Here is a 15,920-nt window from a genome sequence, read left to right on the forward strand (position 1 = left end):
AAGATGGTTTTTGGGGCAGATATATCTCACACATGCAAGGTTTAACGAAGATTCTTGTTATCGAGGATGATGAAAAATTTCGTCACGATTTAGGCGTTATCTTGGAGTTTATTGGTGAGCAATACCTGCTATGTTCAACCATTGAGCTAAATGATTCGCACTGGAAGCAAGCAGAGGGGGCTTGTTTTCTGGGTAATATTCATTCACCCCAACGACTGTCTCAGGTTATCGATAACCTGACAATAAATAACCACATCCCGGTTATTGCACTTTCTAAACACAAAACAGAATTATCGGGTTTGCCAAACTTTGTTGGCGAGCTTGAATTGCCGTTAAATTATCCGCAAATGGCTGATGCACTTCGTCATTGTCAGGAATTTTCAGGCAAGCGCGCATTTAATATCCCGCAACTTAGTCGAAAAAATACGCTATTTAGAAGCATGGTGGGTCGCAGCGAAGCGATCAGTGAAGTCCGTCATTTAATTGAGCAAGTCGCAGGCACTGATGCCAGCGTTTTGATCCTTGGTGAATCCGGCACGGGTAAGGAAGTTGTTGCGCGAAACATTCACTACCATTCTCAGCGCGGTAAAGGCCCATTTGTTCCAGTAAACTGTGGTGCTATTCCGCCAGAACTTCTAGAAAGTGAACTGTTCGGCCACGAAAAAGGTGCCTTCACGGGAGCTATCTCTTCGCGTAAAGGGCGTTTTGAGCTGGCAGAAGGTGGCACCCTGTTCCTTGATGAAATAGGGGACATGCCGCAACCGATGCAGGTGAAATTACTGCGCGTGCTTCAAGAACGTTGTTTCGAGCGCGTGGGTGGCAACAAAACCATTCAAGCAAATGTTCGTGTGGTCGCGGCAACGCACCGCAATCTGGACGTGATGATTGAAAATGGCGCATTTCGTGAAGACTTGTTCTATCGCTTGAACGTCTTCCCAATCGAAATGCCCGCATTGCGTGAACGCATTGAAGACACGCCGCTTCTCATCCAAGAGTTAATGGCGCGCCTTGAAGCGGAAGGGGGCAACCAAGTGCACCTGACGCCGCGAGCGATTTCATCGTTGATGGAACACGAATGGCCGGGTAACGTGCGTGAACTGGCCAACTTGATTGAGCGTTTGGTTATTCTTTATCCGGGCCAAATGGTTGACGTTAATCGACTGCCAAAAAAATATCGCTACAGCGATATTCCGGAATTCCAGCCAGAAGCCTTCAACCAGTTTGAAGATGCCGAAGAGCTTGAACGTGAAGCACTCCATGCTGTTTTTGCCATGGACGATCATGAAGAAGACATGCCAGGCTTTGCTAATCCAGTTGCGACAGGGCTTCCACCGGAAGGTGTTGATTTGAAAGCCATGTTGGCCGATTTGGAAGTCGATATGATCCGCCAAGCTCTGGAAGCGCAAATGGGGATTGTTGCCCGTGCAGCAGATATGCTGGGTATGCGCCGAACCACGCTGGTAGAGAAGATGAGAAAGTACGGATTGAATAAAGAAGATATCGCGTAACATTCTCTCTTTTCACCCGCCAAAAAAGCGAAGTCAAAAAAATGACTTCGCTTTTTTTATTGTGCAAAGAGTTAACTTGTTGAATTTTAATGGTTAATTATTGGCACATTATCTGCTAATACTGGCTTAATAACGAATCGACTAGGTCATAAGTAAGAGATAATGGAAGCCAACGACTCTCCGCTGGGAACAATGGACCAGCAGCTTCTTCGCTACAAACAAGTTCTAGATGTGATGCCTGCGGGCGTATCTTGCTGGATCCGTTTGGAAAAGTGGCAGAAGCCAACCCTGAAGCGTATCGCCTACTTGGCGAGCCGTTGGAGAATGTTCGTTGGGTTGATGTTATCAATCGCGCCTTCTCGCCAAGAGAAGATGACGGTCATGAGGTGTCATTACGTGATGGCCGTAAGGTGAAACTGGCTATCTCGGCGTCAGAATCTGGGCAGCTCATCCTCATCACTGACATGACCGAAACCCGTCTGCTGCAATCTCGTGTGAGTGATCTGCAACGCTTGTCATCGCTCGGCAAGATGGTGGCCTCATTGGCGCACCAAGTCAGAACGCCGTTGTCGAGTGCCTTGTTGTATGCCGCAAACCTTGGCGCACCGAACCTGAATGAACCCACACGTCAGCGTTTTCAAATGAAGCTGGTGGACAGGCTACATGATCTTGAAAAACAGGTGAATGACATGCTGCTGTTCGCTAAAGGCGGCGATAACAAAGTGGTAGACACTTTTACCTTGGAACATCTGCTCAATGAGTTTGAACCTATGGTAGAGGCTTTGGTCGCCAGTCAGAACGTCGATTTCGAAATTAATTGTGATGATGAATCCCACACCTTGTTGGGTAACGTCAACGCGTTGGCGAGCGCACTGTCAAATCTCGTCGTCAATGCCATTCAGGTATCTGGCAAGAACTGCAAAGTGGTAGTTGATGCCCGCGCGATTGGGAACCAATTGTTCCTTTCCGTGGCGGACAACGGACCGGGTATCTCAGAAGAACTTCAAAGCAAGATCCTTGAGCCTTTCTTTACCACGCGTCAGCAGGGGACAGGGTTAGGGCTTGCCGTCGTACAAATGGTCAGTCACGCACACAAAGGAAGACTGACATTGCAATCAAAGCCGGGCCAAGGCGCATGTTTTACTCTCTGTTTACCATTGGTAGACAGTTGTGATGCTGCACTAGACAAGGTATCAGGAGAAGCATAATGAACCAGAGCAAAGTATTGATTGTTGAAGATGATGAAGGCTTGCGCGAAGCGCTCGTCGACACTCTGGCATTGGCGGGTTACCAATGGGTAGAAGCAGACAGTGCTGAGCAGGCACTGCTTATACTGAAAAATGAATCTGTCGACATTGTCGTGTCTGATGTTCAGATGGCAGGCATGGACGGATTAGGGCTGCTTCGAAACCTTAAGCTGAACTACCCAAAACTCCCGGTACTTTTGATGACGGCCTATGCCAACATTCAAGATGCCGTCGCAGCAATGAAAGAAGGTGCTGTGGACTACATGGCAAAACCGTTCGCACCAGAAGTGCTGCTGAACATGATCAGCCGCTATGCGCCGGTGAAAACAGAAAACACGGACGCCATCGTCGCGGACCCGAAAAGTCAGGCACTGATTGCCCTTGCCGACAAGGTGGCAAAGACAGATGCAAACGTGATGATTCTGGGCCCAAGTGGTTCGGGTAAAGAAGTCATGGCGCGTCATATTCATCGCCAATCACTGCGTGCAGATGGCCCATTTATCGCCATCAACTGTGCAGCGATTCCCGAAAACATGCTCGAAGCGACCTTGTTCGGTTACGAGAAGGGCGCGTTCACCGGTGCGGTTCAAGCGTGTCCGGGTAAATTCGAACAAGCGCAAGGCGGCACCATCTTGTTGGATGAAATCAGTGAGATGGATTTGGCCCTTCAAGCGAAGTTGCTTCGCGTGTTGCAAGAGCGTGAAGTAGAGCGTTTGGGCAGTCGTAAGAGCATCAAGCTGGATGTGCGAGTGTTGGCAACCAGCAACCGCGATCTGCGCCAGTATGTGGAAGAGCGTAATTTCCGTGAAGACCTTTACTACCGCCTCAACGTTTTCCCAATCTCATGGCTACCGCTGTGTGAACGACCTGGAGATATCATTCCTTTAGCAAAACATTTGCTCCAGCGTCATTGCAGTAAGATGGGGCATGGTACACCAGAGCTAGAGGATTCTGCAGCGCAGAAACTGCTTCAGTATACGTGGCCAGGTAATGTGCGTGAGCTGGATAACGTGATGCAGCGTGCGTTGATCCTTTGTCAGCAAGGCTCTATCACTTGCGGTGATATTCTGCTGGAGGGGTTGGATTGGCAAGATGCAGGAAGCCTTCAAACCTTAGTGTCTAACAATGATGTCGCTACACCACAAATTCAGCCGCAAGCAGCACCGTCGAATGTTTCTGCACCTGCATCAGCGGAAAGTTTGGGTGGCGAGCTTCGTGAACAGGAGTTTGCCATCATTCTGGAAACGATCCGCGCCTGCGAAGGCCGACGTAAAGATGTTGCAGAGCGTCTTGGCATTAGCCCGCGCACTTTACGCTACAAGCTCGCAAAAATGCGCGATGCGGGTATCGACATCCCACAATAACCCAAGGATCCCCTTCTGATATGACGTTATGTGATGACTCAGCAAAATTGAGTCATCACTTTGGCGCAGGTGAAGGTAATAAGCTGCTTTTTATGACGCGAGTACGATATAATTATTGGCTTGCATATTGCATAAATAGTAATCAATTAGACGTACAAGCCAGAAATGGCGCGAGTTGCCAAAGTTTTGACAGTGAGGACGACCCATGAAAATTAATGGAATGCAGCACGAAATGCAGGCGATGGCGATGGAAGCCCAAAACACAACGCGCGCCGCAACGGGTCAGCAAGTGCAGCAAGACTTCGGTGAACTCCTTTCTAGCGCAATCAATACGGTTAATGGATTACAAAAATCATCTGGCGAGTTACAAACCCGCTTTGATCAAGGCGACCGCAGTGTCAGCCTGTCAGATGTAATGATTGCACGTAACAAATCCAGTGTAGCGTTCGAAGCGACGATTCAGACGCGTAACAAGCTGGTTGAAGCGTACAAAGAACTAATGAACATGCCGGTTTAATGTAGGTAATAGCTCGTGGCAGAAGACACTGATAACACGCAACTAGCCCTAGCAGATAATGCTTCGGCGTTGCCAGTCGCATCGGATAGCTCGATGTCCGATCCTGACATGATGGAGCGGGACATTACGCCATCGTCAGGTATGCTTGGCGGCATGGACGTGGCGCGTCAGGTCATCCTTGTTGCAGCGGTTGCCATTTGTGTCTCACTTCTTGCGCTGCTATTTGTCTGGGTTCAAGAGCCTGAAATGCGTCCTCTTGGCACCTATGAAACCGAAGAACTGATCCCGGTCTTGGATCACCTAGACCAACAAAAGATTGAATACACCTTGGATGGCAACACCATCCGTGTTCCCGTCAAAGAATATTCTTCCATCAAACTGAACCTTAGCCGTGCAGGGTTAAATTCTGCTCGCGAAGAAGGGGATGACATCCTTCTGGAAGACATGGGCTTTGGTGTTTCTCAGCAGCTTGAGCGCGAGAGACTCAAACTCAGTCGTGAACGTCAACTTGCTGCCGCTATTGAGAAAATTCGCGCAGTCAGTAAAGCTCGGGTTCTGCTGGCGATGCCAAAACAGAGCGTGTTTGTTCGTCACAACCAAGAAGCGTCGGCTACTGTCTTTCTGACTGTTCGCGGCAACACGCAGTTAGGGCAAGAAGAAGTCGACTCTATCGTGGATATGGTGGCATCTGCGGTTCCGAGCCTGAAACCTTCTCGCGTCACTGTGACTGACCAACATGGTCGCCTGCTAAGTTCGGGCAGTGCGGACCCAATGGCTTCACAGCGTCGTAAAGAGTACGAACTTGAGCGCAAGCAAGAACAAGCACTGCGTGAGAAAATTGACGCCATCCTGATCCCCGTTCTTGGTCTGGGTAACTACACGGCGCAAGTCGATGTCACCATGGACTTCAGCGCGATTGAAGAAACCCGCAAGCGTTTCGACCCAGCGACATCTTCGACGCGAAGCGAATACACGCGCGAAAACTATAACAACACTGACTATGTGGCGGGTGTACCGGGGGCTCTGAGTAACCAGCCACCTGTTGATTCTGCGATTCCAGAAGACATTCAAGATTTGAAAAACGGCGGCGCAGGCGACAAAGGCTCGCTTAGCCGTGAAGCTACACGCAACTACGAATTAGATACCACGATTAGCCATCGCCGCGCGCAAACAGGGACAGTGGCAAGACAAACCGTTTCTGTTGCGGTTGATTATATCTCCGGTGTGAACACCGAATCAGGCGAAGCTGTTCGTGTACCTGTCGGTGAAGCGGAGCTGCAAAAGATCCGTCGATTGCTGATTGGTGGTGTCGGTTACTCTGAGCTTCGTGGCGACATCCTTGAAGTGATTTCAGTACCGTTTGTTGAGCCTGAAGTTGAAGCGATTGGCGAAGTGCCTATCTGGGAACACCCGAACTTCAATGACTGGGTACGTTGGCTTGCCGCTGCATTGGTTGTGATTGTGGTGGTGTTTGCACTGATCAAACCTGCGCTGTCCAAACTGCTCAACCCACACAAAGACGACGATGCCTTGTTGGGTCCAAATGGCGAGATGATGGGACCAGATGGTCTGCCACTCAGCCCAGACGACGACATTGGCTTGATTGGTGCAGAGTTGGATGGTTCGAACAACTTCTCGATGAGTTCGTCGAACCTCAACCTGCCGGATCTGCATAAAGATGAAGACCTGCTGAAAGCAGTACGTGCACTGGTTGCAAATGAACCTGACCTTGCGGCTCAGGTTGTTAAGAGCTGGGTAAGTGAAGATGGCTAAAGACGACGACAACAAAGCAGGTGCTGAATACGACATCAGCCAGCTATCGGGCATTGAAAAAGCAGCGATCTTGCTGCTCAGCTTAACCGAGCAAGACGCCGCGAGCATTATCCGCCACTTAGAACCCAAACAGGTTCAGAAAGTGGGTGGTGCCATGACGCAAATGGCGGATCTAAACCAAGAGAAAGTGACGGCGGTTCACCGTGGCTTCCTTGAAGATATCCAGAAATTCACCTCGATCGGTATGGGCAGTGAAGACTTTGTCCGTAATGCATTGATCGCGGCTCTGGGTGAAGACAAAGCGACTAACCTGGTTGACCAAATCCTGCTCGGCAGTGGTTCTAAAGGTCTGGATTCTCTTAAATGGATGGATCCTCGTCAGGTTGCGTCAATCATCATCAACGAACACCCGCAGATCCAAACCATTGTTCTTTCTTATCTGGAACCCGAACAGTCTGCCGAGATTTTGACGCAGTTCGCAGAGCGTGATGCGCTCGACTTGGTCATGCGTATCGCTAACCTTGAAGAAGTTCAGCCTGCTGCACTGCACGAGCTGAATGAAATCATGGAGAAACAGTTTGCGGGTCAAGCCGGTGCTCAAGCGGCCAAGATTGGCGGCCTGAAAGCAGCTGCAGATATCATGAACTACATGGACAACGCGCTGGAATCTGCTTTGATGGAGCAGATTGGCCAAAACGACGAAGAGATGGCATCGCAAATTCAGGATCTCATGTTCGTATTCGACAACCTGGCGGAAGTCGACGACCGTGGTATTCAGGCCATCCTCAAAGACGTTCCTCAAGAAGCACTGCAAAAAGCCCTCAAAGGTGCCGAAGAAGGACTTCGCGACAAGATTTTCCGAAACATGTCCAAACGTGCGGCAGAAATGCTGCAAGACGACTTGGAAGCAATGGGCCCAATTCGCGTCTCCGATGTGGAAGCTGCCCAGAAAGAAATTCTGTCTGTGGCTCGACGTCTGGCCGACGCTGGCGAGATCATGTTGAGCAGTGGTGGGGCGGACGAGTTCCTCTAACCATGGCAGTTTTTGAACCAAAAGAAGCAAAGTGTAAGGTAGCTGCATGACTCTTGATCGTCGACGCGGATATATTCGCTCCAGCGAACAGCCAGAAGATGTGCTGGAACGCTGGGAGTTGCCTAGCTATTCCTCCGGAAAACCCCAACCCAAAGATACTGCTCTCAACTACGATCCGAGTTGGGAGCCACCAGAGCTTGAAGAAGAGCAAGAGCCTCAAGTTGACCTTTCTATGCTCACCGCGGAAGTGCTTGAAGAGATCAGGCAAGCTGCGATGGAAGAAGGTCACGAGGAAGGTCGCGCTGCCGGCTTTGAAGAAGGCAAAGACGCCGGCTTTGAGGAAGGAAAGACCGAAGGCTTCGATACCGGTAAAACGGAAGGTTACGAGCAAGGACTTTCTGACGGACAGCAGCTTATCGAGGCGCGTTGTGGTCACCTAGATACAATGCTCTCTAAGCTGGCGTTTCCGATTGAACAAATTAATCATCAGGTCGAGCAACAGATGGTCGAGTTGGTGTTGCACCTTGCCAAATCTGTGATTCAAACAGAAGTGCAGACGAACCCACAAGTTATCTTGAACACGCTTCGTGAAGCTGTGAACGCTTTGCCAATGGCAGGTCGTCAGGTGACTATCTATTTGCACCCTGAAGACATGGACATTGTTACCTCCGCGCATTCGGTGGAGTCCCTTCGCGACCGCGAATGGCGTTTGATTGCTGAGCCATCGCTAAATCGTGGTGACATTCAAGTTGCATGTGGCGATTCGGTGGTGGATTACCGCATCGAAGACCGCATCTCCCAAGCGTTAAGTCGATTTGCAGGTCAGAACTTGAGCCGAGACCCAGAGCCAGCGGAAAATGATCCGGGTGCAGATGTGTTGTTAGGCGCAGATAAAGTCGTGACCGACGACATGGTGAACCCTTCAAGCAACCAAACTGAATCCGACGTGTTTGCTCAAACTGATGAAGCGGACGCTGTATCTGTAGAAAGCGAACCACAACAAACCCAGCAATCAGGTGATCACGATGGTCAGCCTGTCTGAACGCCTCGCTGCACTCTCTACTGAAAATATTGGTGTTCGTCCTGTTGCGTCTGGCAAATTGGTGCGGGTTGTTGGCCTCACGCTTGAAGCGATTGGCTGTCGTGCGCCGATTGGCAGTCTGTGTAAAGTAGAAACCCTAAACGGCAGCATAGAAGCTGAAGTCGTTGGTTTTTCAGGCGAAACCCTTTATCTCATGCCAAGTGAACAAATCTCTGGCGTACTGCCTGGCGCCCGTGTCACGCCGCTTTCTGGAGAGCAAGGGGTGCCTGTTGGTCTGGAATTGTTAGGCCGGGTCATCGATGGTGTGGGAAATCCCCTAGATGGCTTAGGCGACATCTTCACAGGGCAAACTGCGTCATTCACGCCTGCTGCCATCAACCCACTGTCTCGAAAACCCATCGATACGCCATTGGATGTTGGCATCAAAGCCATTAATGGCTTGCTGACCGTGGGTAAAGGCCAACGTATCGGTTTGTTTGCCGGTTCCGGTGTCGGTAAATCGGTTACCCTTGGCATGATGACACGAGGCACAACGGCCCAAGTGGTTGTCGTTGGCTTGATTGGTGAGCGTGGACGCGAAGTTAAAGAATTCATCGATGAAATCTTGGGTAAGGAAGGGCGCGCACGCTCTGTGGTGATCGCGGCGCCGGCGGATGCGTCACCATTGATGCGCCTGAAAGGGTGTCAAACCGCCCTGACCATTGCCGAGTTCTTCCGAGACCAAGGTTTAGACGTTCTGCTGTTAATGGACTCATTGACCGTTTTGCCCAAGCTCAGCGTGAAATTGCGCTATCTGTGGGTGAACCGCCAGCAACTAAAGGTTATCCACCTTCCGTGTTTGCCAAGCTGCCAGCCCTTGTTGAGCGCGCAGGCAATGGTGCAGAAGGGCAGGGGTCAATCACTGCATTCTTCACCGTATTAACCGAAGGTGATGATCTGCAAGACCCGATTGCCGATGCGGCACGTGCGATTTTGGATGGCCATATCGTGCTTTCACGTGAAATGGCAGATGCGGGTCATTATCCTGCGATTGATGTTGAACGCTCGGTGAGCCGTGTTATGCCAAACATTGTCGACGATGAACACATGCTCATGTCGCGTGCCGTGCGGCAAATTCTCTCCGTCTGTCGTAAGAATCAGGACTTGGTGTCTATTGGTGCCTATAAACCGGGGACCGATCAGTCGATCGATCAGGCGTTTACTCTGAAACCGCGTATCGATGGCTATCTGCAACAAGGCATGAAAGACGTTGTGCCTTACGCCATGTGTGTCAACATGCTGCGCTCAACGCTTCAGTAGGTGAACCATGTCCAATAACGCGATGAACCTGCTGTTAGACCAAGCCAAAGACACCGAACACAAGGCGCATTTGGCGCTTGTTGCCGCCCAGCAAGAGCTTCAGGGCTACTACATTCAGGTAGAACAAATCGAGCAGTATCGTCTTGATTACTTTCGTCAAATGTCCGAACGCGGGCAAGCTGGCTTAAGTGCCAGCAGCTATGGTCACTTAAACCGCTTTATCGTGCAGCTCGATGAAACACTGGCAAAACAGCGCCAAGCGGCAATGGATTTCGAACAAAACGTCGAACGTTGCCGAGAGCATTGGATGCAATGCCGTCAACATTCCCGCTCGCTAGAGTGGCTGATCGAAAAACGCGAAAAAGAAGCAAGAATGCGGGCTGAGCGTCTGGAGCAAAAGCAGATGGACGAGTTCGCAATGCTGAGTTTTTCCCGCCAAAAACGCCAACAGTATTAGTTTGGCTGATAATTGCTTCACACTCTGTAACGAACCAGTAGATGCGGCTATCTACTTAGAATCGACACAGTATTCGAAGCAGGAACACTATGACGCAAACCAGTTTCTTACTCTCAGGTATATCCAGCAATAAGGCGGCCGTTGGCGATGCCAAAGGTGCGGTTTCCCAAGATGTAACTGAAATTGAAGGTGAAGGCTTTTTTTCTAAGCTCTCTCAGCTTGTTGCGGGAGATGCCGAAACTGTTGACGGTAAGAAAGACGCTGCTCTGGAAGGTGGAGAAAGCGAAGAAGCATTGAATGAGATGCTGACAAGTGCGTTGAAACCTGAAGAAACTGAAGGTGCCGAAAACTTGGCACTTGAGGGTGAAGAAATTGACGCTGACGGTGAAATTAGCACCGGCAGCGAAATCAAAGCAGACAAAACTGCGCTTTCAGAAGACGCGGCACTGTCTCTGAAAGCCGCAAATCCTGATGCGGAATCAGGTACAGCAGAGCGACAACTCGCTGCCAAGCAAGATGGTGAAGCTTGGTTGCAACGCTTGAACGAAGCCAACAGTGTACTCAAGCCACAGGCAGAGCACACGTTGGATGCGGAAACGGTTGTACTGAATACCGAAGGAAAAGCATTAGTCGGCAAAAGCTTGCCGTCAGACCAATCCGGTAGAGAACTGCTATCCACGGAAAGTCTCAATGCGAGTGTCCTGACAGCTTCATCTAGCCAAGATGCCTTGCCATTTACTTCGGTTGAACCTGCCTCTGTGGAAGAAGTGAAAGCGGTATTGGCAAGCGAAGGCATTGATGTTTCTACGCTGTCTACCGCCGAATTGGAAACCATAGCCAAGATGGCGGTGGTACAAGATGTGACTGAACAGCAACTCAGTTCCTTTTCGCCAGAGCAGCAAGCCATTGATGCGGCGGCTGTGCGCGCGATAGCAATCAACAATGATGGTTCAGAGCGTCCAGATGCAACCGGGGCAGAGTTAGTGGCTGGCTCTGCGGAGGCTGGGCGTGTGTTAAGTAACGCGGCAATCGCGCAGACAGCAACAGTGACGGCTGACACCAAAGAAGCAGACCTGCTTGCTAAAGCGGGCGCAGAGACCTTGACTAAACCACAACAAGACGCTTGATGCGAGCGCAACTTGCCGCGCAAGCAGCGGGGACGGGCACCGATAAAACCGATGTTGCAGATATGCAGATGCGAGGCTTCGCCGCGCAATCACAAAGCGCACAAAATGGATTGAGCCAAGCAGCGAGTGCCGTTCAAGCCGCCGTAAATCCGCAGTTGCAACAACAAACCCCTGCATCAGCATTTGCGGCGATCCCATGGACGCCAGCAGGTATGCAAAATAATGCACAACCGCAAGCCGCGGCAAGCTCTGCGGCATTAGAAGCGGCGACGGCACTGCAAATGACAGAGGCGTCACAAGCCAAGCCAGAAGTGAAAGCGGAGCATCTAGCCCAACAACTGGCGACGAGTTTTGGTAATACAAGCTCTACAACGGCCGCGCGATTAGACAATGCTGTCACACAGACACCACTTCAATTGAGCCAAAATCAGGCGGAAGCGGCGAATGCGCTGTCTGAAAAGGTCAATATGATGATGTCGAAGAACTTGAAGCATGTTGATATTCGCCTCGACCCACCAGAGCTTGGGCGTATGCAAATCAAATTATCGATGAACCAAGACCAAGCGTCAGTGCAGTTCACGGTAGCCAACCAAGCAGCACGAGATATGGTTGAACAAACCTTGCCAAGACTGCGTGAAATGATGCAGCAGCAAGGGCTTCAGCTGGCACAATCTTCGGTGCAACAGCAAGATGCTGGCGGCAGACAAGCCTTTGCTGGCAGCCAATCACAGCAAGGTGATGGCCAAAATGGACAAGGCGGTCAAGACGGATCTTCTCGGTTTGGTCGAAATGATGGTGACCACGAGATTGAAACTTCTTCAATCAATCGTGAGCTTTACGTCAATACATCAAAGGATCGTGTCGACTATTATGCTTAATGTAGCGATTATGCTACATGCGTTTTTTATTAGACACTTAATTAACGGTACCGAGGATTATCATGGCAGATGAAGATATTGAAGCAGGCGGCGGTGGCGGCGGTAAGAAAAAGCTGATCATCATTATCGTGGCGGCTCTTCTGTTGTTAGGTGGTGGCGCGGGTGCGTTTTTATTCTTGATGGGCGGAGACAGTGGCGGTAACGACGACATCGTCATTGAAGAAGAAGCAGAGCCTGTCAATCTGCAGGCGATTTATGTCACCTTGCCACAGCCATTCGTGTTTAACGTCACGGGCGACTCTCAGCAGCGTTTGGTACAAGTAAAAGTACAGCTGATGGTACGCGGTGATTCAAACGAAACGCTGGCAAAACAAAATTTACCGCTTGTTGAGCACAGTCTGCTGACAACATTCGGTGCTGCCACGGTAGAGCAGCTTAGAACCCCACAAGGACAGGTGGAAATCCGTAAACAAGCAGCTGACACCGTTCAAGCTGCGATGGAAAAAGTCACCGGCAAGACAGTTGTTGAGCGGGTGTTATTTACTGGCTTTGTAATGCAATAGGTGCAATGTGACCGACCTACTCAGTCAAGACGAAATTGATGCTCTCCTTCACGGTGTAGATGACACTGATGATGACGAACCCGAATCAGGTGGTGGGGGCGATGTAGCCTCCGCCTCGAATTTCGACTTCTCATCACAAGACCGCATCGTCCGTGGGCGAATGCCTACGCTGGAGCTGATTAACGAGCGATTTGCGCGTCATATGCGTATTAGCTTGTTTAACATGCTGCGAAAAACGGCGGAAGTATCGATTAACGGTGTACAAATGGTGAAGTTTGGTGAATACCAAAACACCTTGTTTGTCCCGACGAGTCTGAACATGGTGCGATTCCGTCCTCTAAAAGGGACGGCACTCGTAACCATGGAGGCGCGATTAGTCTTTATTCTTGTAGAAAACTTCTTTGGTGGAGATGGACGTTTCCACGCCCGTATCGAGGGGCGTGAATTCACGCCAACGGAACGCCGTGTCATTCAAATGCTGCTGAAACTGGTATTTGAAGACTACAAGGATGCGTGGGCTCCGGTCATGAAAGTCGAGTTCGAATACCTCGATTCAGAGGTGAACCCGGCAATGGCGAACATCGTGAGCCCGACAGAAGTGATTGTCGTAAGCTCATTCCACATTGAGTTAGATGGCGGCGGCGGTGACTTCCACGTTGTTATGCCTTACTCCATGGTGGAGCCTATCCGCGAATTGTTGGATGCGGGTATCCAGAGTGACAAGATGGATACAGACCTTCGTTGGTCTAAGGCTCTGCAAGATGAAGTGATGGACGTTGAAGTTGCCCTGACGGCGAAACTGCTCGATACGACCTTGTCGTTGCGCGACATGATGGAGCTTCAGGTAGGGGATGTTATCCCTGTGAAGATGCCAGATGCATGTACTATCTACATTGAAGATCTTCCGACCTATAGAGGGAAGATGGGACAGGCGAACGACAACCTGGCGATAAAGATTACTGAAAAACTGAAACGCCCTGAAGTGGCGAAGAGTGACGTCGTGTTGCTTGAAGAGGAAGATGATTTCCTCGCTCTTGAAGACCTTGAGTCGAGCGGTGACAACAACGATGACTAAAACTGATAGACGATGTGGTGATGAATCATGAGTGATGTAGAAGACGATTGGGCTGCAGCGCTTGCTGAACAAGCAGAAGTGGAAGGTGGTGACGACGTTCAAACGGCCCCTTTAGACGAGCTTGTTGATGAAGCCCCACCGATGAATGCGGATGAGGTGCGTAAACTGGATGCGATTTTGGACATTCCAGTCACCATCTCCATGGAAGTTGGCCGTACCAACATCAACATTCGTAACCTGCTGCAATTGAACCAAGGTTCGGTCGTAGAGCTTGACCGACTGGCGGGTGAATCGTTGGACGTACTGGTCAACGGTACCTTGATTGCTCACGGTGAGGTTGTCGTGGTGAACGATAAATTCGGTATCCGCTTAACCGACGTGATCAGCCAAACTGAGCGTATTAAAAAGCTTCGCTAACCCCTTTTTTGAATCCTTTGAAAAAGCACACCCACGTGGTGTGCTTTTTTTCGGCCTGAATTTTGCTTATCAGTCAAAATTACCCGTAATTTCTGGCTGAAGAAGATAATTCATGGCTCTCCTGCGACTTGCTCTGATTGGACTGTTTTTCGCACCAAGTGCGTTCGCTGCAACGCCCGGTAGCGAAAGCTTGGCAACCACCTTTGTGGCATTGATCTTTGTTATCGGCCTGATTTTTGGGTTGGCGTGGCTGCTTAAACGCATGCAAGTTCCTTCGATGATGGGCGCAAAATCGGGCCTAAAAGTCATAAGTCAGCTGCCTTTAGGGCAAAAAGAGCGGGTTGTTGTTTTAGATGTAAATGGCGAACAAGTATTGGTGGGTGTCACTGCACATCAAATCACGCTGATCAAAAGTTTGGACAACCCGATGACGACTCAGGCACCTGAGACTTCGTCTTTTTCCTCTCAACTCAACCAAATTCTGAAAAAAAATGAAGCGTCTTAATTCCGTCAGTGCCATTTTTCTGGCACTTTGCTGTTTTATCGTCACGCCGTTTGCTGTTGCAGAGGACGAACCCGCGCCTGCGGCTGATACAGTCACTGAGACCCTGATCAATGATGCGGGTGAAGCATCCATGATTCAGGCCAGAAACGGTGGTGGTATTCCAGCACTGACCATGACGGTGAACCCAGACGGCAGTGAGGACTACTCGGTCACGCTACAAATTCTGGCGATGATGACTGCGCTCGGCTTTTTGCCAGCTATTGTTATCTTGATGACGTCGTTTACCCGTATCGTGGTGGTGATGTCCATTCTCCGTCAGGCAATGGGTTTGCAGCAAACGCCGTCCAATCAGGTCATTATTGGTATCGCCATGTTTCTGACGTTCTTCATCATGTCGCCCGTTATCGACAGAATGAAGGTGACAGCATTCCAGCCTTATTTGAACGAAGAGATTTCATCGCGAGAAGCGTTTGACCGCGTGCAGATCCCGCTGCGTGAATTTATGCTTCAGCAGACCCGCGTCAAAGATTTGGAAACCTTCGTGAATATGTCGGGCTCAGACGCGACTGACCCTGAGCTTGTGCCGATGACAGTGCTGATCCCGGCGTTTATCACCTCCGAGCTGAAAACTGCGTTCCAGATTGGCTTCATGCTGTTTTTGCCCTTTTTGATTATCGACTTGGTGGTGGCGTCTGTCTTGATGGCAATGGGTATGATGATGTTGTCGCCTATGATTGTATCGTTACCCTTTAAACTCATGCTATTTGTGCTGGTGGACGGCTGGAACCTCATTCTGTCGACACTTGCCGGCAGTTTTGGATAGGAGTGAGTCATGGCACCAGAAGCCTTTGTCGAGCTGTTCCAAGATGCGCTCTATCTCATTCTCATCATGGTAACGGCCATCATTGTTCCCGGTCTTATCGTGGGTCTGATTGTCGCGATTTTCCAAGCCGCAACCTCAATCAACGAACAAACGCTGAGCTTTTTGCCGCGTTTGATTGCGACCTTGATTGCGTTGATGGTCTTTGGACACTGGATGACCCGCATGTTGATGGAGTATTTCTTCCGTTTGATCGAAGAAATACCGACATTGCTCTATTGACGCGATAAATTGC

Annotated in this window: 15 protein-coding genes and 2 pseudogenes; all 17 read left to right on the plus strand. The window is 50.1% G+C overall.

What is annotated here, in order from left to right:
• Positions 1-32 precede the first annotated feature (32 nt).
• The 17 genes and pseudogenes from ATN88_RS11900 to fliQ all read left to right on the plus strand — a co-directional run bounded on the left by ATN88_RS11900 (position 33) and on the right by fliQ (position 15,907).
• Positions 33-1,508: a sigma-54 dependent transcriptional regulator gene (locus tag ATN88_RS11900; RefSeq protein ID WP_067417510.1), complete on the plus strand. Its 1,476-nt coding sequence runs from the start codon at positions 33-35 to the stop codon at positions 1,506-1,508.
• A 162-nt stretch (positions 1,509-1,670) separates the two neighbouring features.
• Positions 1,671-2,716: pseudogene (locus ATN88_RS11905) on the plus strand (sensor histidine kinase).
• Complete coding sequence (locus ATN88_RS11910) at positions 2,716-4,119, plus strand: sigma-54-dependent transcriptional regulator (protein WP_067415922.1); 1,404 nt, start codon at positions 2,716-2,718, stop codon at positions 4,117-4,119. Before ATN88_RS11905 ends, ATN88_RS11910 begins: the two are co-directional and overlap by 1 nt.
• A gap of 205 nt (positions 4,120-4,324) precedes the next feature.
• Positions 4,325-4,636 (plus strand): flagellar hook-basal body complex protein FliE, encoded by a 312-nt coding sequence (gene fliE, locus ATN88_RS11915; RefSeq protein WP_067415925.1) that lies wholly within the window; start codon positions 4,325-4,327, stop codon positions 4,634-4,636.
• Positions 4,637-4,651: 15 nt separating this feature from the next.
• Positions 4,652-6,409: a flagellar basal-body MS-ring/collar protein FliF gene (gene fliF, locus ATN88_RS11920; RefSeq protein ID WP_067415928.1), complete on the plus strand. Its 1,758-nt coding sequence runs from the start codon at positions 4,652-4,654 to the stop codon at positions 6,407-6,409.
• Entirely contained in the window at positions 6,402-7,442 is a 1,041-nt protein-coding gene (gene fliG, locus ATN88_RS11925) for a flagellar motor switch protein FliG (protein ID WP_067415931.1), read from the plus strand. The genes fliF and fliG overlap by 8 nt, the downstream gene beginning before the upstream one ends.
• A 46-nt stretch (positions 7,443-7,488) precedes the next feature.
• On the plus strand, positions 7,489-8,484 hold the full coding sequence (gene fliH / locus ATN88_RS11930) for a flagellar assembly protein FliH (RefSeq protein ID WP_067415934.1): 996 nt from the start codon (positions 7,489-7,491) through the stop codon (positions 8,482-8,484).
• Positions 8,468-9,783: pseudogene (fliI, locus tag ATN88_RS11935) on the plus strand (flagellar protein export ATPase FliI). Before fliH ends, fliI begins: the two are co-directional and overlap by 17 nt.
• 7 nt (positions 9,784-9,790) lie before the next feature.
• A complete protein-coding gene (gene fliJ, locus ATN88_RS11940) occupies positions 9,791-10,240 on the plus strand; it encodes a flagellar export protein FliJ (protein WP_067415937.1) in 450 nt (149 codons plus the stop codon).
• An 89-nt stretch (positions 10,241-10,329) separates the two neighbouring features.
• Complete coding sequence (locus ATN88_RS27290) at positions 10,330-11,367, plus strand: hypothetical protein (RefSeq protein WP_232313148.1); 1,038 nt, start codon at positions 10,330-10,332, stop codon at positions 11,365-11,367.
• Positions 11,367-12,245, plus strand: coding sequence for a flagellar hook-length control protein FliK (locus ATN88_RS27295; protein ID WP_232313150.1), 879 nt, complete (start codon positions 11,367-11,369; stop codon positions 12,243-12,245). The genes ATN88_RS27290 and ATN88_RS27295 overlap by 1 nt, the downstream gene beginning before the upstream one ends.
• Positions 12,246-12,307: 62 nt before the next feature.
• Positions 12,308-12,808 carry a flagellar basal body-associated protein FliL gene (fliL, locus tag ATN88_RS11950; protein WP_067415940.1) on the plus strand — a complete coding sequence of 167 codons (501 nt, stop codon included), beginning with the start codon at positions 12,308-12,310 and terminating at the stop codon, positions 12,806-12,808.
• A gap of 7 nt (positions 12,809-12,815) precedes the next feature.
• A complete protein-coding gene (gene fliM, locus ATN88_RS11955) occupies positions 12,816-13,883 on the plus strand; it encodes a flagellar motor switch protein FliM (RefSeq protein ID WP_067415943.1) in 1,068 nt (355 codons plus the stop codon).
• Positions 13,884-13,910: 27 nt separating this feature from the next.
• Positions 13,911-14,300: a flagellar motor switch protein FliN gene (gene fliN, locus ATN88_RS11960; RefSeq protein WP_067415945.1), complete on the plus strand. Its 390-nt coding sequence runs from the start codon at positions 13,911-13,913 to the stop codon at positions 14,298-14,300.
• Between the two features lie 112 nt (positions 14,301-14,412).
• The gene (fliO, locus tag ATN88_RS11965) at positions 14,413-14,805 is read left to right on the plus strand and encodes a flagellar biosynthetic protein FliO (RefSeq protein WP_067415948.1); all 393 of its coding nucleotides are present in this window, start codon (positions 14,413-14,415) and stop codon (positions 14,803-14,805) included.
• Positions 14,792-15,628, plus strand: coding sequence for a flagellar type III secretion system pore protein FliP (gene fliP / locus ATN88_RS11970; RefSeq protein WP_067415951.1), 837 nt, complete (start codon positions 14,792-14,794; stop codon positions 15,626-15,628). Before fliO ends, fliP begins: the two co-directional genes overlap by 14 nt.
• Positions 15,629-15,637: 9 nt before the next feature.
• Positions 15,638-15,907, plus strand: coding sequence for a flagellar biosynthesis protein FliQ (gene fliQ, locus ATN88_RS11975; protein ID WP_067415955.1), 270 nt, complete (start codon positions 15,638-15,640; stop codon positions 15,905-15,907).
• The last annotated feature ends 13 nt before the right edge of the window (positions 15,908-15,920 follow it).

The organism is Enterovibrio coralii (assembly GCF_001559595.1).
Classification (GTDB): domain Bacteria; phylum Pseudomonadota; class Gammaproteobacteria; order Enterobacterales; family Vibrionaceae; genus Enterovibrio; species Enterovibrio coralii.